Annotated in this window: 16 protein-coding genes and 1 pseudogene; 3 read left to right on the top strand and 14 right to left on the bottom strand. The window is 44.8% G+C overall.

The window, feature by feature from the left end:
* Positions 1-43: 43 nt before the first annotated feature.
* The 14 genes from tssM to tagF form a co-directional block, all read right to left on the bottom strand.
* A complete protein-coding gene (gene tssM / locus HMPREF1028_RS02970; RefSeq protein WP_009311295.1) occupies positions 44-3,601 on the bottom strand; it encodes a type VI secretion system membrane subunit TssM in 3,558 nt (1,185 codons plus the stop codon).
* A gap of 31 nt (positions 3,602-3,632) precedes the next feature.
* Entirely contained in the window at positions 3,633-4,898 is a 1,266-nt protein-coding gene (gene tssL, locus HMPREF1028_RS02965; RefSeq protein WP_009311294.1) for a type VI secretion system protein TssL, long form, read from the bottom strand.
* Positions 4,899-4,922: 24 nt separating this feature from the next.
* Positions 4,923-6,266, bottom strand: a complete 1,344-nt coding sequence (tssK, locus tag HMPREF1028_RS02960) for a type VI secretion system baseplate subunit TssK (RefSeq protein ID WP_003761746.1) — start codon at positions 6,264-6,266, stop codon at positions 4,923-4,925.
* A gap of 26 nt (positions 6,267-6,292) precedes the next feature.
* Positions 6,293-6,919 carry a type VI secretion system lipoprotein TssJ gene (tssJ, locus tag HMPREF1028_RS02955; RefSeq protein WP_003761742.1) on the bottom strand — a complete coding sequence of 209 codons (627 nt, stop codon included), beginning with the start codon at positions 6,917-6,919 and terminating at the stop codon, positions 6,293-6,295.
* A 144-nt stretch (positions 6,920-7,063) separates the two neighbouring features.
* Complete coding sequence (gene tssH, locus HMPREF1028_RS02950) at positions 7,064-9,715, bottom strand: type VI secretion system ATPase TssH (protein ID WP_009311292.1); 2,652 nt, start codon at positions 9,713-9,715, stop codon at positions 7,064-7,066.
* An 89-nt stretch (positions 9,716-9,804) separates the two neighbouring features.
* Positions 9,805-10,845, bottom strand: a complete 1,041-nt coding sequence (gene tssG / locus HMPREF1028_RS02945) for a type VI secretion system baseplate subunit TssG (protein ID WP_009311291.1) — start codon at positions 10,843-10,845, stop codon at positions 9,805-9,807.
* Positions 10,842-12,818 carry a type VI secretion system baseplate subunit TssF gene (locus HMPREF1028_RS02940; RefSeq protein WP_009311290.1) on the bottom strand — a complete coding sequence of 659 codons (1,977 nt, stop codon included), beginning with the start codon at positions 12,816-12,818 and terminating at the stop codon, positions 10,842-10,844. The genes tssG and HMPREF1028_RS02940 overlap by 4 nt, the downstream gene beginning before the upstream one ends.
* A complete protein-coding gene (gene tssE / locus HMPREF1028_RS02935) occupies positions 12,815-13,327 on the bottom strand; it encodes a type VI secretion system baseplate subunit TssE (protein WP_009311289.1) in 513 nt (170 codons plus the stop codon). Before tssE ends, HMPREF1028_RS02940 begins: the two co-directional genes overlap by 4 nt.
* A gap of 33 nt (positions 13,328-13,360) precedes the next feature.
* The gene (locus HMPREF1028_RS02930) at positions 13,361-14,176 is read right to left on the bottom strand and encodes a type VI secretion system accessory protein TagJ (protein WP_009311288.1); all 816 of its coding nucleotides are present in this window, start codon (positions 14,174-14,176) and stop codon (positions 13,361-13,363) included.
* Between the two features lie 159 nt (positions 14,177-14,335).
* On the bottom strand, positions 14,336-14,818 hold the full coding sequence (locus HMPREF1028_RS02925; protein WP_003761730.1) for a type VI secretion system tube protein Hcp: 483 nt from the start codon (positions 14,816-14,818) through the stop codon (positions 14,336-14,338).
* An 88-nt stretch (positions 14,819-14,906) separates the two neighbouring features.
* Positions 14,907-16,406, bottom strand: coding sequence for a type VI secretion system contractile sheath large subunit (gene tssC / locus HMPREF1028_RS02920; RefSeq protein WP_003761727.1), 1,500 nt, complete (start codon positions 16,404-16,406; stop codon positions 14,907-14,909).
* Between the two features lie 33 nt (positions 16,407-16,439).
* A complete protein-coding gene (gene tssB / locus HMPREF1028_RS02915; protein WP_003761725.1) occupies positions 16,440-16,958 on the bottom strand; it encodes a type VI secretion system contractile sheath small subunit in 519 nt (172 codons plus the stop codon).
* 68 nt (positions 16,959-17,026) lie between these two features.
* The gene (tssA, locus tag HMPREF1028_RS02910; RefSeq protein WP_003780319.1) at positions 17,027-18,094 is read right to left on the bottom strand and encodes a type VI secretion system protein TssA; all 1,068 of its coding nucleotides are present in this window, start codon (positions 18,092-18,094) and stop codon (positions 17,027-17,029) included.
* 4 nt (positions 18,095-18,098) lie between these two features.
* Positions 18,099-18,650, bottom strand: coding sequence for a type VI secretion system-associated protein TagF (gene tagF / locus HMPREF1028_RS13225; RefSeq protein ID WP_009311287.1), 552 nt, complete (start codon positions 18,648-18,650; stop codon positions 18,099-18,101).
* 542 nt (positions 18,651-19,192) lie between these two features.
* Here tagF and HMPREF1028_RS15315 point away from each other — a divergent pair.
* The 3 genes and pseudogenes from HMPREF1028_RS15315 to HMPREF1028_RS02900 all read left to right on the top strand — a co-directional run.
* Positions 19,193-21,367 (top strand): annotated as a pseudogene (locus tag HMPREF1028_RS15315) (DUF6531 domain-containing protein); the annotation flags it as partial.
* 546 nt (positions 21,368-21,913) lie between these two features.
* On the top strand, positions 21,914-23,410 hold the full coding sequence (locus tag HMPREF1028_RS15310) for an RHS repeat-associated core domain-containing protein (protein WP_232203790.1): 1,497 nt from the start codon (positions 21,914-21,916) through the stop codon (positions 23,408-23,410).
* A 27-nt stretch (positions 23,411-23,437) separates the two neighbouring features.
* Positions 23,438-23,890 carry a tetratricopeptide repeat protein gene (locus HMPREF1028_RS02900; RefSeq protein ID WP_009311285.1) on the top strand — a complete coding sequence of 151 codons (453 nt, stop codon included), beginning with the start codon at positions 23,438-23,440 and terminating at the stop codon, positions 23,888-23,890.
* Position 23,891 lies beyond the last annotated feature (1 nt).

Genomic DNA, 23,891 nt, shown 5'->3' with positions numbered 1-23,891 from the left:
ATGAGTGGTTTCAGACGACCTGCTTACATTCTCATTATGACCATTAAACGCACTGAAAATTCCTTAATTTGTTTAAATTAAAGGGATTGAAGGCTGTGGAAGTAGTAAATTCAAGTACAACGTTTTTGCCTTGGATGTTGTATTCGACAACGGTAGTGTTTCCTGTCTGGCGAATGATTTTCCCTTTTTCAATCAGGCGGAATATTGACCACGGCCCGGTTGAACTGATACCCGCACTATTGATTTGAGGAGAGGAAATATCTATTTTTGCCAAGGCGTTTTCTTCTTTTGAAGGCCAAGTAAAGGTTGCAGGATTGACTGGACCGTGACTGTATACATAGCTTTTCCCTGCATAAGAAACATTCACACTTTCCAAGCTGGAGTCAAGAATCAAGACTTTGACTGTAAAGTCAAAAGTGGGTGTTTCCGAGCCTTTGTCAAAATATCCTTGTCGGATTGCCGCTATGTCGTTCAGCCTGGAAAAACGGTCTTTAAATGCGCTGTTTTTAGCAGTCAAAGTTTCCAGTTTTTCTGAACGTGCCAATACGGCGGCTTCACCTGATAAATTGGTAAACTTGCTGTACATGCCGTTTGGACCAAATATGTTGGTGAAGCTTTCTAAGGCAACATTGTTTTCAGAACCTCTGTCAAAAGGGTAACCCTGTTCGTGTATTTCTTGGCAACTGTTTGTTACGGTTGCCAACTGTTTTTCCAAGGTGGACATGAGCTTTTCATCAACAATTTTGTCGGTGTTTTTCAAAATAATCTCAGAAAAGCTGTCTAACATTGGGCGGAAGGGCATAGGAAGACGGTTTACTTCAGCTTTGTATTTCACAAACGGATCATCAGGAGGCAAATCTACCCCTTTTTCGACTGCGACATTAACGGCAACCAAATAAACGTACAAATCATTAATGGCTTCAGTAACGCTGTTAATTGCCGGAGGTTGATCATTTGTGGTTTCAGTTAAACTATGGAAATCCGCAAAAGCATCATCAACGGGAGTGGCCAGTTTTAAAGCAGACAATTCATTTTTTACATTTGCCTCTCCTTCAGCATCTAGGAGCTTTGACAGTCCTGCTCTATTTAACCAGTCGGCAATTTTACTGTCTGCTTTATCCGTTATCTTTTTATCAATGGTAAGCGTCGTATTGTCGCTGATACCTTTGATAATATTAACTAAAGGAGAATTTTTCTCTGATAAAAGCTTGGCAATCTGAATACTTTCTCGAGATGACTTGGGCGTAACCAATGACAAATCAGACAAATAGTTATTCCATGCCTTGATGTAATTGCCGAAATAAAGCTTTTGAGCATCTGAAAGAACAGAAGCTTTGCTTTGGCTTTGTGATGCATAACTACCCAATACCCAGTTGTCTTCATTAAAAAACTGTTCTGCCGACTTGACCATAGTAGGCAAGACTTTGGTAATGTAAGCCTCTTTGGTATAAATGAAGTTAATCGGTTCTTTTAAAGCTCCGCCGGTTTTGCGACGAAACAATAAGTGACTTTGTACGCCGCCCATGCTTGAAAAAGAAACAGGTGTGATTCCTTCTTTGCCTGAGAGAGCAACTGTGTTGATGGTATCTTCCAGTACCATAGTGGCAATATCTCTTTGTGCAATTTCCTGCCTGCGGCGTTCTACCAATTCTTCATCATAGGGTACGCTGGGAGTAATGCTTTGTTTGGAAAGTATTTGGTTTAAAGCTTTCTCAAGAGATTTTTTCTGTTGCTCACTCATGCCTGAAGATTCTGCTTTAGACAAATTAGTCATCAGCCAGTTTTGCATAAAAGCGGCATCAAAATGCTCTTTGTCGTACATCATTAGATAAGCTTTTAAAGCATTGTAACCATTGATGCCGTCTGAGCCGCTGGTTGTACGCAGAAGCTCATCTAATTTGAAACTGATTAACGGCATCACATTGTCTTGAAGGATTCTTCGGTAGGCAGATTCCCCAACGTCTTCCATTTGCCCGCCTTGATAAAGGCCCATACGATAGCTGAGGGGAGGGGAGGACAGATCGGGAATTTCTCTACTGCTGGTTGTATCTTTGACATGTTCTGCAAATGTTACTGCTTTAAGTAGGTCGGGAGCTTCAGTGTATTTTTTCGCCTCTTGACCCAGTTTGGTTGCTTTATCGCCAACCTGCTCAAGATATGAGCGATTATTCGAATAACTGTTCAGCATCATGGCTAAGCAGGCAGCGACTATGGTGACAATAGCTCCAATGCCTAACCAATAGAGCATTTGTTTTTTGACAAACCAAGATTTATTTTCTCCCGCCAGGTTTGCTTCACTAAGGATGACGTCAGAGAACAGCCTGTGCAGGAAAAAGCTTCGCTCGTTGTTTTGAGTTTTGGTTCGATCCGAATCCAAGTATTTTTTCGATAATTGGAAATCGTTTTGCAAGCCATCCAATATGGGATTGAAATGTTGTCCCGTTTGGGTACCGCTTGAGAAATAAACACCTCTCCACGAGATAGGTTGCTCAAATTTTGAAGATTTAGATAATTCTTTAAATAGAGAAAGTACCGCCTGATTAAGACGTTCAAATTCTTCAGGGAAAGCAAAAGCCGCTGCTTTATCTTCAGAAGATTCCAATTGATGGATGGTGCCCAACATAGAAGAGCGCAATTTATCAACAACTTCCGATAAAGCATTGGAAGCAGTGGCAATTGGAGTTTCCATTCCTTCGGTATCAGAAAGAGAAATACCCAAATATTGGTTTCTTTGTTCTTCCGTCAGATGATCGAAGAATTTGTCAAAACCATGCAGCAAATCCAGTTTGGTTATCATAAGATAAACAGGGAAATGTATACCTAATTTGGTATGCATTTCGTGGATTCTTTTGCGAAGTTCTGCAGAAATTTCGGTAATATTGGTTTTACCGCCTAAAAGGTCATCCACTCCTACGGTAACTACTACACCGTTGATAGGTTGTTTGGGACGGTAGCGCTTCAGTAGGGATACAAATTCTTCCCAGTCGCTGGAGTCCTTATTGCTGTGGTTGTCATGTAAAGACAATCTGCCTGCAGTATCGAGAAGTACGATTTCATCGGATAAAAACCAATCGCAATCGCGCGTCCCTGCCAAGCCGCTTACAGATGTTCCTAAAGTGCTTTCTAGAGGGAAGTTGAGACCAGAGCGTTTTAATGCTGTTGTTTTACCAGAACCGGCAGCACCTAAAACAACGTACCACGGCATTTGATAAAGATATTGCCCCTCTTCCAATCTTGCCAATAAACTATTTTTAGATCTGGAAAATTTTGCGTTTTTCAGTACTTTATCCATTTCGGCAAAATGACGACTCATTGAGCTGACATCGCTTGCATTTTTTAAAATGGGTTCTTGTGCTGCACGAATTTCCTTCAGTAAGGCAGCGTTTCGACGTGATTCACGATATTGGCGAAATATGGCTTTAGCCAACCAAATGCCGATAATGGCTGCACACACGGCAAGGCGAATAGTCTTGTTTGCTAAAGGACGGATTTCACCTATGGAAATCAGTGGGCCGATAAACCATACCAATATAATCAGACCGGCGATACCCAGCATTACCCATAAAGAACGGGAGCCTAGAAAATAAAGAATTTTTTTCATATTTGTTTTTCCGTATCAATCCAATTTCAGATTATTGATGTGTACTTACATCACTGCTTGGCTGAGTAGTGGAAGTATTGGTTTTTACTTCTACTTCACTACCCAGTTTGGGGCCGGTTCCAGTTGTGAATAGGGTAATTTCAACCCTTCGGTTTTTGGCTCTATTTTCCAAAGTATCATTTGGAGCAACAGGATCGGTCGAACCACGTCCCTCTGAACGAATACGAGCTCCGCCATTTTTGATGTAATTCAATAAAATTTCTTTTACTGCATCTGCACGAGCTTGAGAGAGATGCCAGTTAGATGGGAAGTTCAAGCTCTGAATGGGCTGATTGTCAGTATATCCGGTCACTACGATTTGCCCTTCTACGCTATCCAAAGCTTGGCTGACTCTTGCCAATACAGGGTAATATTGGTCTTGAATTTGTGCAGAACCAGACTCAAAGAGACCGTCACCCAAAATAGTGACTGTACTTCTATCTTGAAAGTCTTCTACAGAGACTAGCTTTCTAGCAATTTCATTTTCCAATAAAGGACGTAGTCGGACAGTACTTTGTGTTTCTTGCTGTTTAGCCGTAACAGAAGGGAGTTTGAGATTGTTAACTTTTGTACTGGCAACATCAAAGTCATCACCTAAAGACCATTGCATTGCAAAATAGCCCACCCCCAAGACGACTGCCCCTAAAACACCTACAACCCATAAAGGAATAGAAAGCCTTTGTTTTCGTTGGATAGTATTTGTGATTATTGGATTGTGTTTGAAAAGATCGGCAGTTTGATCCGGTCGTTTACTATGAATTAAAGCGAGCAAATCTCTTTTGATTTTGTCGATTTCGAGTTCGCCGCTATTTAACACTTGATATTTGCCTTTGTAGCCAAACTGCAAACACAAGTACATAAACTCTAATAAATCAATATTCTTATCCGGATCCTGTTTCAAATTTTGAATAATCTCAAAAAAACGTTCCCCGCCCCATGTTTCGTCATAAAAAGATACCAACAGACTGTTTTTTGACCAGGTTTCATCTGCCCAGCCTGCACGAACAGCCAATTCATCTACGAATGTACATAGACAGTATTTTGCAGCTTGGATAGCGTCGTATCTTGCTCCATTTTTTTCAGCATTTTCTTCAAAATTATTGATTAAGAGAGAAAATTTGTTGATCAAACTGTCCGTAGACAATTGACTGGTAGTCTGCTGCATCGCATTGACTAAGATAAAAACCGGTTTGGCCGCCTCAATCAATGGGTTATAAATATTTGTGGTGCTGTGAGCAGCATTATTCTGGTTATCCATAATGAAATTCCAAATTGAACCAAATTAACTTAAAGACTTGATTGCCCAAAATTCAACATCTAAATTCGGAAAATTACCGGCTAAATGGAAGGCCATGCCTGATGAAGTGTCAAACATGTCCCACAGCTCGTGCTTTTTGTCCAATTCAAAATAGACATAACCGCTATGGTATGGCAATTCTCGGGGTGCTACAGACAAAGCATGAACCCTGATTCCAGGTAGGTGGTAAGCAACCAATTCTTTTACTTTCTCCACAGTACCTATTTTTACTACGCTCGGAATTTTTTGGCGCAATGCTTCGTTCGGCATATCGGCTTTGATAGCAAGGACAAATGAGGCTTTATCCAATAGGCTTTGATCTGGTGTTTGAGCAACGCGAGTGGCTTCATCACGCATATCCAGCGGAATCCTAATCGCGCGTTGTTCAAGAACGATGGATAACGATTTACGCAGATTGAAAAATAATTTGCCAAAGCATGAGGCTAGGTCATTATGCTCATAGACAGGGATATCGCCTACTTTGCGAGAAGGCAGGAAGGTCATTAAATCAGCACATAGTTTGGATAAATTAATGAATAATTGTTCAGGGTGCGTTTGTCGTGCCCCTTCATTTTCATGATGCAAATATGCCAAATAACGATTAATGGTTTGAAGCATCATGAAATCCATAACTTCAACAGAGCCGCCGGTATTAGGATCGTTCACTGCATTGGCCAGACTATTGCTTTTTTGCATCAATAAACCATAAATTTCTGAAATATAAGCTTTCAGGTGTGGTTGTTTTTGGCTTCCGAGGCAAGGCGGGATATATGATTCATCTAAAATAATTTCAAAGTCTGCAGAGCTGGATCGGATAAGCGCAATGGGCAGGGCAGTTTGTCCGCTGGTTAAGTCGTTTTCTAAAACCAACATCGGATTAAGATCTGCCAGTGTTACTTGGCGACCATCTAATTCAGTATTTGTAGTGTCTGCTAGAGTTTTATTAAAAGCTTTGTAGCGACATGAGTCTGAAGAGTCCTGATCTGGGAAATAAATCTCATTATTTACAGAAGAAGGCAGGGTAACGGCAAGGCAGATTTTGGTGTCTTTAATATTTGCAGGAACTTTTAAACTCAAATTCTCAAGCTGTTTTTGAGAGAATAAAAATACAGAACCATCAGGAAAAACACCTTCTGCTTCATTAATACCGATTACCCCCCGTTTGAGGCCGTCTGAATTTAATACCAGCGAAGAGAATCCCCAAAAATGACCCTCTTGAGAAACGGCTAATTGGCGTAGACCGGATTCAAGGTAACGTTCAAATTGTTGGAAATGTTGAGGGGTAATAAAGATACCCTCCGACCAAACTACTTTTGCTTCTATTGCCATGCCTTTTATCCTTAATCTTTTAGTTATTATTTTTCTTCACGGAAAACGCCTTTGCTAAGGTCATTGCCGTATTTACGAGTTTTTCCATTTTCTTTAATTTTTTTATCGTCAGGGTGCCGTTCTTTATATTCTTTCAACAAGTCCTTCATTTCTGACTTTGATAACTGGGTTAATTTATTTTTGCCGACATTTACATAGAAATAATGTTTGCCAAACTGATACCATTTTTTCTTCTGCTTCAATAATACCAATTGCCATTGACTGTTATCCAAATCTCGATAACTTGCGACTACACCCAGATATTTCAGGTGGGAATCCATTTTAATCGGCAATATGGTAACTGTATCAGGATGCAGCATGAATTGGTTTTGCTGGATTAACTTCTCACCTAAATTTTCTTTGGCGTTGTTGGTAAGTTCAAAATAGTTTGATTTTTTGAACTCCCCGTCAGAAGACAACTGATATAAATCCAATCTGATGGGAGAAGGTTGGCCAACTATATTAGGATTCGCATCAGGGGAAACTATGATTTGTACATCAATTTTTTCTCCGCTCTCATCAGATTCTTTAGGCGGTTTATGGTCGGAAGCACATGAGCTTACCATTAAGGATATCATTAAGAATGATATATATTTTATTAGTTGTTTATGCATCTTAAATTGCCTTCAAGTCCATCAGTATTGATTACGTCTGACAACAAATACTTCAATCAGTCATGCAATATATGACTACTGGAGAAATAAATAGGTTCGTTATAATTAATTAGAAAGACTAAATTTTTTTAATATTTTCTAAAATTATAAAGTATTTTTCTTGCGAGGTTTATATTTATATTGATAAGTAAAGTCATGGTTACTTGCATCAATATTTACACTTAAAACTTGTTTGCCTTGAGTTGCACAAGTAAGCAGTTCACGACTGATTTGCGGTAAAACTGTATTGGTCAGAATCGCATCAATCATGCGGCCACCTGACTCAACTTCTGTGCAGCGCGAAGTAATCAGCTTGAGTACTTCAGGCGTGTAGTGAAGGTCGATACCGTGGTTATCTTTAATTCGGTCTACGATACGGCCTAATTGCAATTCCACAATTTTTGAGAGCATATCGTCAGATAACGGATAGTAGGGAATCACTTGCATGCGGCCTAGTAGCGCGGCAGGGAAAGTTTTCAGCATAGGAGCACGCAAGGCTTTGTTTAAACCTTCCGGAGTAGGCAGCATTTCAGGGTCATCACACATATCCATAATCAAATCCGTACCTACATTAGTAGTCAGGATAATGATGGTATTTTTGAAATCGATATAACGGCCTTCACCATCTTCCATCCAGCCTTTGTCGAATACTTGGAAAAAGATTTCATGCACATCCGGATGTGCTTTTTCTACTTCATCAAGCAAGATGACGCTATAAGGTTTGCGTCGAACGGCTTCGGTCAGTACACCGCCTTCACCATAACCGACATAGCCCGGAGGCGCGCCTTTCAGGGTGGATACGGTATGAGCTTCCTGATATTCACTCATATTGATGGTAATTACGTTTTGTTCACCGCCGTACAATGTATCGGCTAGAGCCAATGCTGTTTCGGTTTTACCCACGCCTGAAGGGCCTGCCAACATGAAAACACCGATAGGTTTGTTGGGGTTATCCAGATTCGCACGTGATGTTTGGATACGACGGGCGATTGCATCCAAGCCGTGACGTTGGCCAATGATGCGTTTGTTTAAAGTATCGGCAAGTTGCAAGACCGCCTCAACTTCATCTTTCATCATTTTGCCGACGGGAATACCTGTCCAGTCAGCTACAACGTCGGCAACGGTGCGGCTGTCCACTAAGGGCATAACCAGCGGTTGGATGCCTTGCAGTTTTTTCAGTTTGTTAACCAACTCTTTTTGGCGGGTATGCAGCTGCTTGGTTTCTTTCTCAGCTGTTCCTTCTTCCGCTTGCATGATTTGTTCACGTACTTCTAACAGCTCAGTAACCAAGTCTGCTTCAGATTTCCATTTGTCTTCTAATTTTTTCAGACGACCTTCGACTTCAGCTAATTCTTTGCCGATATTGGTTATCCGTGTTTCAGAATCGAAACTGAGTTTTTTCTCACGTTCCAAATTTGCTTGTTCAAGTTTTAATGCCTCGGATTTCTTCCGCAAAAATTCAATACTGCCGGGGACAGCATGCTGGCTAACTGCAACTCGTGCGCAAGCGGTATCAATCAAGCCGACAGCTTTATCAGGAAGTTGGCGTGCAGGGATGTAGCGGTGGGAAAGTTTCACTGCTGCCTGAATTGCTTCATCGAGAATAATTACGTTATGGTGTTTTTCCAAAGAAGCATTCAGTGCCCTAAGCATGTTGATGGCTTTGTTTTCGTCGGGCTCATCCACTTGCACCACTTGGAAACGGCGGGTCAGGGCAGGGTCTTTCTCAAAGTATTTTTTGTACTCTGCCCATGTTGTCGCGCCGATGGTACGCAGTTTGCCTCGGGCGAGCGCAGGTTTGAGCAGGTTGGCTGCATCGCCCGTACCGGCTGCCCCACCTGCACCAATCAAGGTATGGATTTCGTCGATAAAGAGCACAATGGGGGTCGGGCTGGATTCCACTTCGTCCATAACCGCTCTGAGTCGTGATTCAAATTCTCCGCTGACGCTGGCACCGGCCTTGAGCAAACCGATATCCAACAGAATTAATTGAACGTCTTTCAATCCGGGCGGAACATCTCCGGCCGCCAGACGCAATGCCAATGCTTCGACGACGGCTGTCTTACCGACACCGGCCTCACCTGTGAGAATCGGATTGTTTTGACGGCGGCGCATCAGGATGTCAATCATTTGCCTGATTTCGGCATCGCGACCTGTCAAGGGATCTATTTCGCCATTTTTGGCTTTTTCAGTGAGATTGCTGCCGTATTTGGCCAAGGCACTTTCTTTGTGGGTAGCGTTAGGCTCAGAAGATAAGGCATTTTGGGTAACTTCAAGATTTTCTTCAGAGTTTGCAGTAATAGCGATGATATTGTTCGCCAATGTTTCAGGTTTGATTTTGAGGAACTCGGATGAAATATTGGCCAAAATGCTCTGCAAAGTCTTATTTTCAAGCATGGTGTAGAAAATATGAGCAGTACGGATTTTGTCGGTACCGAATTTGAGCGAGCTGTATGTCCAAGTTTGCTCGACAAGGGTTTGGATATGTTCGGAAAAATCGATAACGGCAGTAGAACCGGCAGGAAGTTTTTCAACCGCTGTCAATACATCTTTACGGACTCTGGCTTCGTCTAAATTAAAACTGTTGATCAGGCAGAAGATATCGGTTTTCTCGGTTTGCAGCAGTGAATGAAGCCAGTGAACCAACTCAACGTAGCTGTTTTCACGAAGACGGCAGAAGGTGTAGGCATTTTCCAGAGTTTTATACAAGGTGGTATTCAACTTGCCAAATAATACGCTGCGGCTGATGTTTGACATGATGTGTCCTTAATTAAGTTATTCCAAGTATGTCTAAAAATAGTTTGAAAGAAGCTTTTCTCAACAAAGGGGTCGTCTGAAAAAGCTGTTTAATGGTTGCTGACGATCAAATCTTCGGCATCACGGGAAACATTCCCCAGCCAAGTTGTTAAGCCGAGTTGTGTTTGTCCGCCTAAGTCCATGAGCGGTACTTCTTTTTGCATTAAAACAGGCTGTATATCCCATTCATATTCATCTGCGGCAAACAGCCTTACCCACTCCCGTAGGCGGGCGGTATTGATACCGTCTTTGAAGAATGATCGGTAAGCGGGTAGGGTAAGCGGACCGATGATAATGCGGAATTTGCTTTGAACATTGTAAAGCTTGTCGCCCAGCAGCAGGCCATCTCCCAGCGTATAGTTACCCATGATGCCGATTTGCGTTTTTTCTTCCGCAACCTCAACCCAATACCCAACATTGGTTTGAATGGTAACGGGGACTTTGAAATAACGGTTGAGTAATTGCTGAAGATTGGCTGCCGAACGACTTTGCTTCATCAGTAGGCCGGCAAAATAACGCTTGGCAAATTCGTGGATTAAGCCTTTGTTATGTATGGCCGGTGTATCCAGCCCATTAAAGCTGGCGATATATTTCCCAAAACGGTCTTCAGCATTTTTATCTAAAGAAATGATGCTCTGAGCGTTGGCCCATGCCCGATAGAACAAGACAGCCAGACGGTTTTGCAACATATTGGCAAAACCGGTCCATGTCCGGTCGCCGTGTTGGTGTTGACGCTCATAGGCATATTCGGTCAAATGCAGGGGCAGGGGGCCGGATGGGCCAAACAAACCGAATCCATTAATGGAAATTTCCACATAACGTGGCGATAAGGCAACCGATTGGATGTTGCGGGGAGCAAAAATAAGCGATGGCTCTTGGCGAATCCTTATTTTTTCCATTTTCGGGCTGACGGCCTTACCCAATAATTTCCCGCCGGTGACAAATTTGACAGACTCAAGCTGGCGCAAGAGTGAAAAATAATCGTATTTATAGGGCTGAGAGGCAACTTTGTTTAAAAAGCCCGTCAGTTTTTCATCCCATGTATCGTCCAATGCGTCGCCAAAATCTGTTTGAGCGTTAACCGGACTCATACGATTACCCTCTCTCCAACAGCATTCGGCCAAGTAGCCATATGTCCTTGTTGGAGCGTGTCAATTTGAAGCTGTATGAATGAGTTAATCGACACCAAACGTTGGAAGTAATGGTTCAAAACTGAGCCAAACAGGAAGGGATGGATACCGCCCAATTGCGCTTCATCCAGCGTAACCGTGATTTTGATGCCTCGAACAGGTGCTGCAACTCCGTAATGACGGACTACCTTGTTCACAATGGAGGTCTCAATGCGTGTGATCGACTCAATCTGTTTTTTCAGCAAATCATTTTCAGAAGAAACAAACACCATTAAAAGCTCTTTTAAGGTGACGGGTGCATCTTCTTGGTCGATGTTTAACAATGACAGATAGTTTAAACTTAATTGGTTTAAAAACGACCAAAGTGTCCGATCCTCACTCACAGCCGCTTGAGGACGTGTCAATTTAGAAATCAGCTTAATAGAGTTAACCGGCAGGAAACCCTCAATCAGGAAATCGGACTCTCCGTCACGCGGCATCATCAGCGGTAAATCCCTGCTGGTACACCAGGCATCTACGGAAAGATGCTGTATGCCGGAATTGAAAGCGTAATCCCGATTGTCGGCAAGAGACAAAAATACTTCACTGCCCAAGTAGGAAGAACGGAAGCCGTTTTTGACAGAATTTTCCGATGGGACTCTGTCTGCACGCCGTGCTGAAAAATAAGCATGCTGAGTTTGGGCTTCGGGGAAGAGCCCCATATCCGGCGCTTTGTACATCGGTGAAAATGCAACGGTTTGACGGTTGTTGGTGTCAAAACCTTTTACTTGTTCGATGGCGTAGATTTCATAATTTAAAGGTTGTGTACGGTCGATGATGACGTGGTGTTCCTGGTCTTGGATATTTACAGGGAAGCGGGAGCTTTTTTTTCTGAAAAGGTTTACCACAGGCACCGCATTGACGGAAAAATCCTCTACACCAATCAATTCTGTCAATTCAGGTATTTTGTTGCTGAATAAAAATGAAAGACTGAAATAACGTTTGCGATAGGTAATGATTTTTTTATTGACACCCTTATCGTTTACGATTTCTTCCAAATGTTCGGGTAATTTGGGCAAATGTCCGTCATTCTCAGCCTGACGGACAGCCTGTTTGATATCTTTTTGAGCGACAAACAGGAATTTTTCCGGCAGGCGCGCGTATTCCTGCATAATCCGGAATGCACTGACGGATTTATCCAAATTAAACGATAAGGCTTCATCTTCCCGAAATCCCCGATGTTCCGGTTTGGAGGACAACGGGTAATACCATTGTTTGGGGTTCTCATAACTGTGGCAAACGACGCCCACGCATTCGGAGGCCAGTAAAAACAGCAGTGCAGATGATTTAGAAAGTTCCGTACCTAAAAACACAGACAATTCATCCGGCAACATTTCCGAACATGCGCCAGGTACGCTGAGTGAGAAGTCCAAACGCAAGGCAGATTGCACTTTTTTCCCGGCAGATGCCTTGAGCGCGGGAAGCATACTTGGTAAATAGCCGAGCGAATCGGTATATTTGGCTTTTTCTATGCGTAAAGGTAGGATTTCAGTGGTTTTGGTTACGGAAAACGGGCAACTTACTTTGAATTCGTCGATGGGTAATGAGCGCAATACTCTGCCACGTTCCAGTAGATTGATTACGTCGGCGTTGTATTGACCGGTAGGTTCCAAATTGACAATAGCTGCTGCCGGTTTCTGATTGATGAAGTCAGGGTAAACGACTTCCAAGATTCTTTGTACGAAACGGGGATATTCCGCATCCAGCTTGAGTTGGGTGCGTGCAGTGAGAAAGCTTACACCTTCCAATAACCTTTCGACATAAGGGTCGGGGATGTCGGTTGTATCCAGTGCCAATCGGGAGGCGATTTTGGGATATTGCTGTGCAAATTCCCTGCCCATTTCCTTCAGGAAGGTCAGTTCTTTATTGTAGTAAGACAATAATTTGTTATTCAAGACCTATTTCCCCCATCTAACAAGTCAAACAACCCGGTCTCGACATCCATACTGGTTCTCAGCAGGAACTCTTTGGGATAAGGATTGAGTTTTAGGTAACCTTTGACTTCAATAATAAGTTTGTTGTGTAAAGCATCGTCATCATCGTCTACGGTATTTACGATAACTTGCAGGGTTTTGCTTTCAAGGCGTGGTTCGAAATCGATGATGGCCTGTTTGATGTTTTGTTCTACATCCTGCCATTCTATGTCGGAGAAATTCACTCCCGACAGGGGCGGAATGCCGTAATTGAGTGTGGACGAGCGCACGTTAACAGGCAGATTTTTCTCCATGGTCTCTGCTTGCATGTTGCAGGTATTCAGCAGGTAAAGAATATCGCGCAGCACTGCCTGCCGATATTGGTCAAGATTGATGACCTGATCGGGGCGTGCCTCTTTTTTTTTGCGCGGCTCTTCATCTGTCAGTCTGTCAAACAAAGAAGGCAGCAGTTGGTTTCTGAATTGCGACATGATTGATTGCGATAGTCGGAGGATGGATAAGGTTTAACGCTGTTGTCCGAATTTAATATTGCGAATATCCAAGAGACCAAAATCATGGCTGTCGGTATACAGGGTTTTTTGACCCATGCCTGTAAAGAGCTGTTCGGCTACTTCTATCCAGTCTGTTTGCGAGCAGTTCATCAACATATCCGACCATTCGGTTTCTGCATCCGGCAAAACGGCATAGCGAGCGGGACTGGTACATTGGATACATTCGCCGTCGGTAAATTTGATTTCAGACGACCTCCAGATGATGTCGAGCAACGAGCTTGGTGCTTTGAAAGCTATACTTTTAAGAGAGTCCCAAGTTTGCCAATAGTAGTGGCCTTGATAGAAGAATTCATAAACAAAAGCAGTACGTACGTCGCCATCCATAATCCAGTTGCTGTCGGTTTCGGCAACCGATTTATCTGCCAGAAGATAAGTGATGTGCGCCGGTGTACCGTCGATACAGTCGGATAAGGCTTCGTAGTCGGCAGTGAGGGCAGAGCTTTTTTTCTCTGCAACATGAGCAACTAAAGAGAGTTGTTTTTGAAGAATATCGAGTTTGCTTGCGTGCTGTTCCAGAGTTTTGGGTTTTTGCTGTGTTTCCAAGACTGCTTGACGACGCATTTCGGCAGAAATGTTTTCAATAAGGTAGAGCATCAGAGGCTTTTGAGTATCGGGAAACAGTTTTTGGTATTGCCCGATTTGCTTTAAAGCCTGTTCCCATTTGGCACTCAGACAGAGGTATTGAATCAATGCCAAACGATGTTCCTGATTGTCAGGATTTGAACGTACAAGCTCAATCATGTCCGTTAATTTAGTCTTCAAATCCATCCCAGCAACTCCTTATTTATTTGTATAAAGTGTGTAATAGTCGAAACCCGATTAACTTTTCAGGAAGACAGAGGTCGTCTGAAAAGTAAATTTATTGTAATAAAGCCTGACTTAAAACGCCTTTTAAGCCAGGCTTCTGCAGTTAAATGCGCATAGTGGTTATGCGGATTTGTTTTCTTTGATGTTGAAGGCCATTTGAACTTCAGCGCCTTTAGAACCTTTATCGGTTTGTTCCCAATATTGGTTTTTCACTTTGGCAGCTTGGAATGAATAACGCATTTTCAGCGCATCGTTGTCTTGTACACCGATGAATTTCACGCCGGTTACCAAGACATCTTCCAAAGTAGTGCGCGAATATTCGATCTGTTCGCCACCGGCTTTGCATACGGAAATTTCTACTTTGCTCAAGTGTTGGCCGGTAGCACAGTTTTTCAGAATGGTCGGAGCGGCTTTATCAATAGCGGCAACTACGGTCAAGTCATTGAAATTGACTTTACCGGCACCACCGCCACCACCGCTGGTCATCGAACCGGGTTGCTCGGCACCCCAGTCAAAACTTTCGATGTTGGTCCAGTCTTTGTGGTTGGAATCTTTTGATTCGCCGTTAACACCTTCAACTTTCATGAACATATCAATAGCCATGTTTTTACTCTCCTTGTTAAAAGGTTAAAAAAATTAAGGGATTTAACAACAGGGCATGAGCATGCCCACCTAAATAAACCAAACCCGACTATTCCTGTTTAGCCGAAGGCAGTTTGGAAACTAAGCGCAATGAAACGGTAAGGCCTTCGAGTTGGTAGTGCGGGCGCAGGAAGAATTTGGAAGTGTAATATCCGGGATTGTCTTCAACTTCTTCCACAACCACTTCAGCAGCGGCCAACGGTTTACGGGCTTTTGTTTCTTGAGTGGAGTTAATCGGGTCTCCATCTACATAATTCATAATCCATTCGTTTAGCCAACGTTCCATGTCTTCACGCTCGCGGAACGAACCGACTTTGTCGCGTACGATACATTTCAGATAGTGCGCGAAACGACAGCACGCAAACAGGTAAGGCAGACGCGCAGACAAACGGGCGTTGGCGGTAGCATCCGGATCATAATATTCAGACGGTTTATGCAGCGATTGAGCACCAATAAACGCGGCCAAGTCAGTATTTTTACGGTGAATCAACGGCATGAAGCCCAGCGCTGCCAATTCGGCCTCGCGACGGTCACTGATGGCGATTTCGGTTGGACATTTCATATCCACACCACCGTCATCCGTCGGGAATGTGTGGCAGGGAAGGTTTTCAACGATACCGCCGGACTCAACGCCACGGATAGAGGTACACCAACCATAATATTTAAATGAACGGTTAATATTTACCGCCATTGCATAAGCCGCATTGGCCCATGTGTATTTATTGTGATCCGCGCCTTCAGTTTCTTCTTCGAAATCAAACTCATCGACAGGGTTCGTTGTGGCACCGTAAGGCAGACGGGATAAGAAACGTGGCAGAGCCAAACCGATATAACGCGAATCTTCGGAATCACGCAGGCTGCGCCATGGGGCATATTCGGCATTTTGGAAAATTTTGCTCAAATCACGAGGATTGGCCAACTCTTGCCAAGATTCCATCTGCATCAGTTTGGGGGATGCGCCGGCGATGAACGGACAGTGTGCAGCGGCAGCAATTTTTTCAAGACTATTGAGCATTTCCACATCGGGTGCAGAGTGATCAAAATAGTAGTCGCCAATCAAACAGCCGAAAGGCTCGCCACCAAACTGGCCGTATTCTTCTTCATAAATGCGTTTGAATAGGGGGCTTTGATCCCAAGCGGTACCTTTGAAGCGTTTTAAGTTGCGGGCAACTTCTTTTTTGGAGATGGGCAATACTTTGATTTTCAACAAAGTATCGGTTTCGGTATTGGTAACCAAATGATGCAGGCCGCGCCATTCGCCTTCCAGCTTTTGGAAATCTTCATGATGCAAAATCAAATTGATCTGTTCGGAAAGTTTTCTGTCGATCTCTGCAATAATCGCTTCGATGGTTTGATAAGTGTCGTCTGAAATAGTAATGGCGTTTTGCAAAGCTTGCTGTGCCAGTGTCGCTACGGCATTATTGACAGCACTTTTGGCTTCTTCAGTTTTGGGTTTGAATTCTTTTTGCAGCAGCTGTTCAAATTCATTTGCGGCAAACACACTTTTCGCGCCGCTGTCCCCTTGGATGTCTAATTGCTTTTCAGTCATGATTCACGCTCACTTTATTGATTTCATCTGAAATTACTGCTCGTCTTTGGTTGTTGCTTTAGGTGCGGCTGCAAGGCTTTTCAGCAGCTCACTGTCTCCCAAGACTTTTCCGATTAATTCTTCAGCACCGCTCTTACCATCCATATATGAAAGCAGATTGGCAAGTTCTGTACGCGCTTGTAGGAGTTCGTTTAAAGGACCTACTTTTTTGGCTATTGCTGCCGGAGAGAAATCATCCATGCTTTCCAATTCAAGCTCTACATTCAAGTTGCCTTCCCCGGTAAGCGTGTTTTTGACATTAAATGCGACACGCGGTTTGAGGGCTTTCATGCGTTCATCGAAATTATCTACATCAATTTCCAAAAATTTACGTTCGGCCAATTCAGGTAGCGGCTCTACGGGTTTCCCGACCAAATCTGCCATCACACCCATAACGAATGGAAGCTCAATTTTTTTCTCAGAACCGTAAAGTTCTACATCGTACTCAATCTGTACGCGAGGCGCCCGGTTGCGGGCAATAAATTTTTGTCCGGATGATTTGTTTCGTGACATATTCAATGACCTTTAAATGATAAAAGTTGTTTATTTAAACGAACTTTAAATATTGCGGATAGACTAGCTTATTCGTTGGAAGTTCCCGTTTCTTCGTCCTGCTTCCCGATCAAAACTTCCAGATTGGCAATGCTTTCAGGACTGATATCTTTCATGATGTCGTAGAAGTTCATATTCATTTGCCGCTGTACCCTGCGGATAAATAACGGGGCAGGGTGGCTGGGTTCCAGCGTTTCAAAGTAAATGCAGATTTTTTCCAAAGCCAAATCGACATCAGCCCGATTTTTGATATTCAGACGACGCCATGCATCCGCTTCTTGAAGGGTCGATTGCTCTTGAGCAACAGTCGAAACGGGTGTTTCAGCGGGTTGTTCTGTTTGTTCAGCCTGTTGCAGCTGCGGGGTACTTCCATCGTTGTAATTGATGGCTTTGTGGATCAGGGTAAGCGGTTTTTGAATCACTTCAAAATTGAGTGAGTGTTCGTCGTGCAGCTGGGTCGAGAAAGTATTTTGAATATCTTTCAGATGGTCTAATGCCTGGATTAAGGCAATCAATTCCGGTTTGCCGGTATCGGCACTTACCCTGATATCGAGCATCAAACGTTCTTTGCCGCCCGGATAGCTTTGCGGGTCATTGCCTTGCAAGACAGAAACTGCTTCTTTAACGGTAATAGGCTGTTGGGTCAGCCCGTTTACTAATAATTTGGCTGAAAATACTTCTTTGGCGATGCCGTCATGCGTAGTGAATGCACTTAGTGCATTGATTCGATAAAACGGGTCGGGTTCGCCGTCTTCATCTTCGAGCTTCGGATATAGGGATTTCCAATACAAATCCACATTGGTTTTGATGGCTTCACAACCGGCGCAAAAGCCAACCAGGCCATGTTTTGCAGTGAGCGCCTGTGTGTAATAGGACAAAACATGAAGGTCTTTCGATTCAGCCAGCAATTGATTGCACAGCTTCTCTACTGTTGCCCAATCAGGCTCTTCAGCAGGGATGATGGTGTCGCCATATTGCCTTTCCGGTTTCCCTTCGGCAGCGCTTTGAAGCTCTAAAAAGCGGCTGTCGTATTCAATGTTTACCCCTTCAGGGGTATCGGCGGAAATAGGTTCTGCCCATAAGGGAAATGTATTCATCTATTTATAATCCAAATATTTTATTGAACAGGGAGCAGGTGGGCTCCCCGTCTCTTTCTATATGGTAACCGCTTTCGCAGTCCAGCCAAAAGCTGCCAATGTTATCTGATTTAGATAAAAAATTAAGGAAAGGCTCGGGTAACGGATGGTCAGACTTATAAAGTGTACCTAAACAATTTGTTATAATACATTTACCATTTATTAATGTTTGGTTAAAAAAATCTATGTTTTGAGAGAAAAAATTAATGGATTTTAACTGTTCTGGAAGGGAATAAGGTTTTTGGAACAGTAAAAAAGGATATTGCCGACCTGTTTGGTCTGAACTGAGTGCCGTTAGCCCAATATAGGTAATGCTATCAGGCGGTTTAATGCAAAACAGCCAAATCCGCGATACAGAAAGCGCCTTTCGGGTAAACGGAATGAGTTTGTCTTGGTTGTTGCAACGATCAAACCATCCATCCCAAAAGTTTTTATCATTAGATTGGAGATTTTCAGAAACAATAAAATCACGAGACTGATTTAGTTTTCCGAAAAAGTAGATTTCGCTTTGCTGCATAAATAACAATCACATAATGTAAAATTAACGGATGATAAAGTTACTTAAGGTATCGATTATGCTTTGGCTATGAGTTATATCTGCCATAGCCACTGTATATATACTTTACCATAATTTTGGTTTATGTATTAATATATTTTTTCCTTATTAAAAGAATAACTAAAGTAATATTTGTATGATAAAGAAGTATTTGTGGAACATTTTTTATTATTTTAGTGTCTTACTTTACAATTTATTTGCAGTTTGTTGTTTGTTATAATCTTCGCGTTGTGTCATGCTATTTTCAAAATATAGTGGATTAAATTTAAACCATTACGGCGTTGCCTCGCCTTAGCTCAAAGAGAACGATTCTCTAAGGTGCTGAAGCACCAAGTGAATCGGTTCCGTACTATCTGTACTGTCTGCGGCTTCGCCGCCTTGTCCTGATTTAAATTTAATCCACTATATATTCAAAAGCGATTTTGATCCAAACTTGTAAATCTGTAAGCAACTTAGGTTTTCCATTTCAATATCAATAGAATCTCGACGGAGGGAGTAAACCCATGGCCTCTTTCGGTAATACTTTCGGTATTCTCATCCCCAAACCTGAAGCACCAGCCATGGTGTCTCAAGGCTCTGCCAATCCACCTGAGCCGCTGACCAATGCAGCCGGACCAGTGGATGTGATAGAGATGGTTGCCGATGTTGCTTCCACTGCCCTTTCCATAGTTGCGCCTGATTCTGCTGCAGCCGATGCAGTTGATGCTATATCCGAACTGGTTTCCCTTGCGTCCATGATACCCGGTCAGCCGGGCCCCAAGCCGCCTTCCCGTAAAATGGTCAGTGGTTTTAGCGGCGGCATGGGCATGGGCTTCGATGGCGGGGTAGTTACCTCGGGTCATGGCCACTGTATTCCTTGTAAGGTAGCTGCTGCTATCGGTAACCCCGTAAACGCAGTGCTCGGTATCAAAGTCCTATTTGACGATACCGAGACCGACTTTGCCTTTGATTCCCCGCTTCCCCTTGTTTGGCAGCGCAGCTACTATTCCGACCAAATAGGCAACGGCTGGCTGGGACAGGGTTGGTCGCTGCCGTTCTCCATGCGTCTTGTCCGAACAGCCGACGGTTTCCTTTATATTGATGAGCAGGGCAGGGAAATTTCGTTGCCGGATATCAGCGACGAAGCGGACGAGCCTTATTCCGCAGCCGACGAAGATGAAGACGATCTATATGAGGAAGAGGCCGCACCAAGACCTGCTTCCGCCGAAGAAGATCCCTACGGTCTGGATGACGCCTATTTCGATCCTTACGAACAAATCTTCTTTTCACAGATTTCAGACGACCTCTACCAAATCGCCTCCCCCGACGGCGGCGCACGGCTGCTGTTTGCCGAAGTCGATTCCGGTTGCGGCATTTTCCAACTGGTCGCCCAACTCGACCGCAACGGCCGCCATATCCGCCTCTGCTACGACGACAACGGGCTGCCGCACAGCATTTACGACGGCAGCGGCCGACACTTCCAACCCGTATTCTCCTCCATCCGTCTGAATGACAACGATCCCGACTTCGATCCTGCCGGAGAACGGGACGTCTTCGTTTCCGAAGACGAACGTTTCTACGTCAACCGCCTCACTTCCGTCACCTTCAACGGCAAGGAACTGGTACGCTACGACTACGACGGCTACGGCGATTTGACCGCCGTTTACGGACGCGACGGCAAAAAACTGCGCGGTTTCGCCTACCGCAACCACATCATGGTTGAACACAGCCAGCCCGACGGACTGGTGTCCCGCTACGAATACGACCGTTACGACACCGACGGCAAAGTGCTCAAGAGCAGCAACAACCTCGGCGAAGAATGGACGTTCGACTACCGCAAAGACCATACCGTCGTTACCGACGCATTGGGACGGACGGAAGTGTACGGTTTCGACGAAAACCGCGAACTCGTCTACCGCATCGATGCCGACGGACAACGCAGCGACAGCGAACGCGACAGCTACGGCCGCATTACCGTAGAACGCGATCCCCTCGGACGCGAAACCCGCTATCTTTACGATACCGAAGGCAACGTCATTGCCATCACCGCGCCGGACGGCAGCAGCACCCAAATCGACTACCACGAAACCCTCAACCTGCCGGTTGCCGTCAACGATCCCGCAGGCAGGATTACCGCCTACGATTACGACGAACGCGGCAACCTCGTCAGCATCACCGACCCCGCCGGTTACACCACAAGTTACGGCTACAACGCCCGATGGCTGCCCGAAACCATCACCGATGCCTTAGGCAAAACCCGACACCTACACTACGACACCCTCGACCAGCTCGTCAGCTTTACCGACTGTACCGGCGAAACCACCCGTTTCGGTTACACCGAATACGGCGATCTCGAAACCGTTACCGATGCGCTGGGCCATACCACCCGCCACCATTACGACGCAGCGGGCAACCCCGTCCGTACCGACTATCCCGACGGCAGTCACGAAACCTTCGAATACGACCGCCTCAACCGTCTGACCGCCCATATCGACGGACTCGGTGCCAAAACCGCCTACGAACTCGCGGTGGACGGACTGCCGCTCAAACGCACCAACGCGCTGGGCCATACCTTCGCCTACGCCTACGACAAAGCCCGCCGTCTGACCGTCCTCACCAATGAAAACGGCGAAACCTACCGTTTCGATTACGACCCGACCGACAACCTGATCCAAGAAACCGGCTGGGACGGCAAAATCACCGCCTACGGCTACGATGCCGCCGGACAACTGGTCCAACAGACCGAATACGGCCAAAGCAATAATGAAGGTCGTCTGAAAGAGCGTCCCGAAACTTGGCACATCCACCATTTCAAACGCAACATCCTCGGCCAACTGATCGAAAAACAAAGCCGCAAAGTCTCCAGCCGCAACGGACAAAGCAAAGACGAAGGCATCAGCCGCACCCGTTTCGACTACGACCCGATTACCGGCAACCTGACCAAAGCCCGCAACCAACACAGCAGCGTCGAACTCGCCTACGACGAACTCGACCGCCTCATCGGCGAAACCACCGTCCATAACGGCCAAAGCGCCACCGTAGGCTATCAATACGACCCGTTAGGCAACCGCATCCGCACCATCCTGCCCGACGGCCGCCATATCGATTACCTGTACTACGGCAGCGGACACCTGCACCAAATCAGCCTCGACGGCGAAGTCGTCAGCGACATCGAACGCGACAAACTGCACCGAGAAATCCAAAGGACGCAGGGCAGCATCAGCAGCCTGTACGACTACGACCCCATGGGTCGTCTGAAAAGCCAGCGTACCGTCTGGAGCGGCACACAAACACCCCGCAGCAAACAAAACCCGCTGGCCGGCGGCGCCGTCAACCGCCGCTATGTCTACGACAAAGCCGGCAACCTGATCCAAAGTGCCGACCAAAGAAGCGGCGTCCTCAATTACATCTACGACAAAATCGGACGCATTCAGGAAGCCCGCAACAGCCAAACCGGCCGCAGCGAAACCTTCGCCTTCGACCCCGCCCACAACATCCTCGACATCCCGACATCTGCTCCCTCTCCCGTGGGAGAGGGCAAAACGACCGCTCCGATTTCAGACGACCCCAAAACTCAAGGTCGTCTGAAATCACCTGCCAACCCCAACCTTATCAGCGGCAACCGCCTCAAAGAATACAACGGCATCGAATACACCTACGACGCATTGGGCAACCTGATTTACCGCCAGCTGCCCAATGGCGAAAACCAATATTACCAATACGATTTAGAAAACCAGCTCGTCCGCGCCGAAATCAAAAAGCCCGCAGGCAATACCGAAATCTGGACCTACGCCTACGACCCGTTCGGACGACGCCTTTCCAAAGAACGCCAAGACAAACTCGCCTGGACGAGCACCGAACCGAAACGCACCCACTTCGTCTGGGACGGCAGCCGCCTATTGCAGGAGTACACCTACAAAGGCAGCTATACCTATATCTACACCGACCCAGACAGCTACGAACCGCTGGCGCAAGTCTTTGACAACGCCAAAGACGGCAAACAATACCTCGCCTATTTCCACACCGACCAAGTCGGCATCCCGCGCGAGATGACCGACATCCACGGCAATCTGTTGTGGTACGGCGAATACACCGCCTGGGGTCGTCTGAAAAAGGACGAGCGGGTTTACAAGAACGCGCACCAGCCGTTTAGATTGCAAAACCAATACTTCGATGAAGAGACCGGACTGCATTACAACCTGAAGCGGTATTATGAGCCTGAGGTCGGGCGGTTTGTGAATCAGGACCCGATTAAATTAATTGGTGGAGATAATTTATATCAGTTTGCGCTGAATGCACAGGAATGGTACGACCCATTAGGTTTATGGAGAAGGAATGCCTATGTTGGTAGGACACCATCCAAGGTATCTAAGACAGGACGGGCTGTAATGCAACGTATGTTAGCTAATGGAGAAATTGAAGGTATTACATCCGAGGAAATCAGTAAACTTAGACGTACCTCACAGATTCCTGAGGGTGCAGTCTTCAAAGATGTAGATGGTAAAAAATACTCTTTAAGAAATGCACATATGGGACATAATCCTGAAGATGCTGTTTCTTATTGGAATCGTTGTGGTCGTTATCATGGAGCCAAGTCTCAGGCAGTACGGAAATGGATGCTTGATCCCAATAATTATCGATTGGAATATGGGCCAGGCAACTGTTCCCGTGGAGCAAAGAGCAAAGAACGTTATAAGAAACCCCGCAAGCCTAAAAATGGAAAATTACCTAAAGGTTGTTAATGAAGAGTTATGAATGAAAGGAAAACTATGTATTTATCTGATATTAATCCTGAGTTAAATAGTAAAATTAATAATATTATGTGTGAGTCGAGACAGGCTAAAACTCTTCAGGAAAGGATTGATGGGTTAATGAAGGCTTGGGATTTAATTCCAAAACCTGCTACTCAATTCGTAACCCCAACTAGTGGGTTATGTTCTGAAATTTCTGGCAGATTTAAAGAGTTAAAGGATTATTCTAAGGCACTTGAATGGATAAATATTGCATTAGAGGCGCGAAAAACAGTTCCTGATGGCAGCACATTTCTATGGGCAGGTATTATCTATTACGAACTAGGTGATATGGAAAATGCTTATAAATATTTTGATCTTGCCTACAAAGAGTTACGTTACACACCTTTCTCTACGGAAGACAAAAAATATTGGCAATTTTATAAGCAACGTAAAGAAGAATTAAATCCTAAGAAAAAAGCCAAAAAGTAAG

The organism is Neisseria sp. GT4A_CT1 (assembly GCF_000227275.1).
Classification (GTDB): domain Bacteria; phylum Pseudomonadota; class Gammaproteobacteria; order Burkholderiales; family Neisseriaceae; genus Neisseria.
The sequence above is the reverse complement of the archived record's forward strand: the minus strand, read 5'-3'. Positions and strand labels throughout refer to the sequence as shown.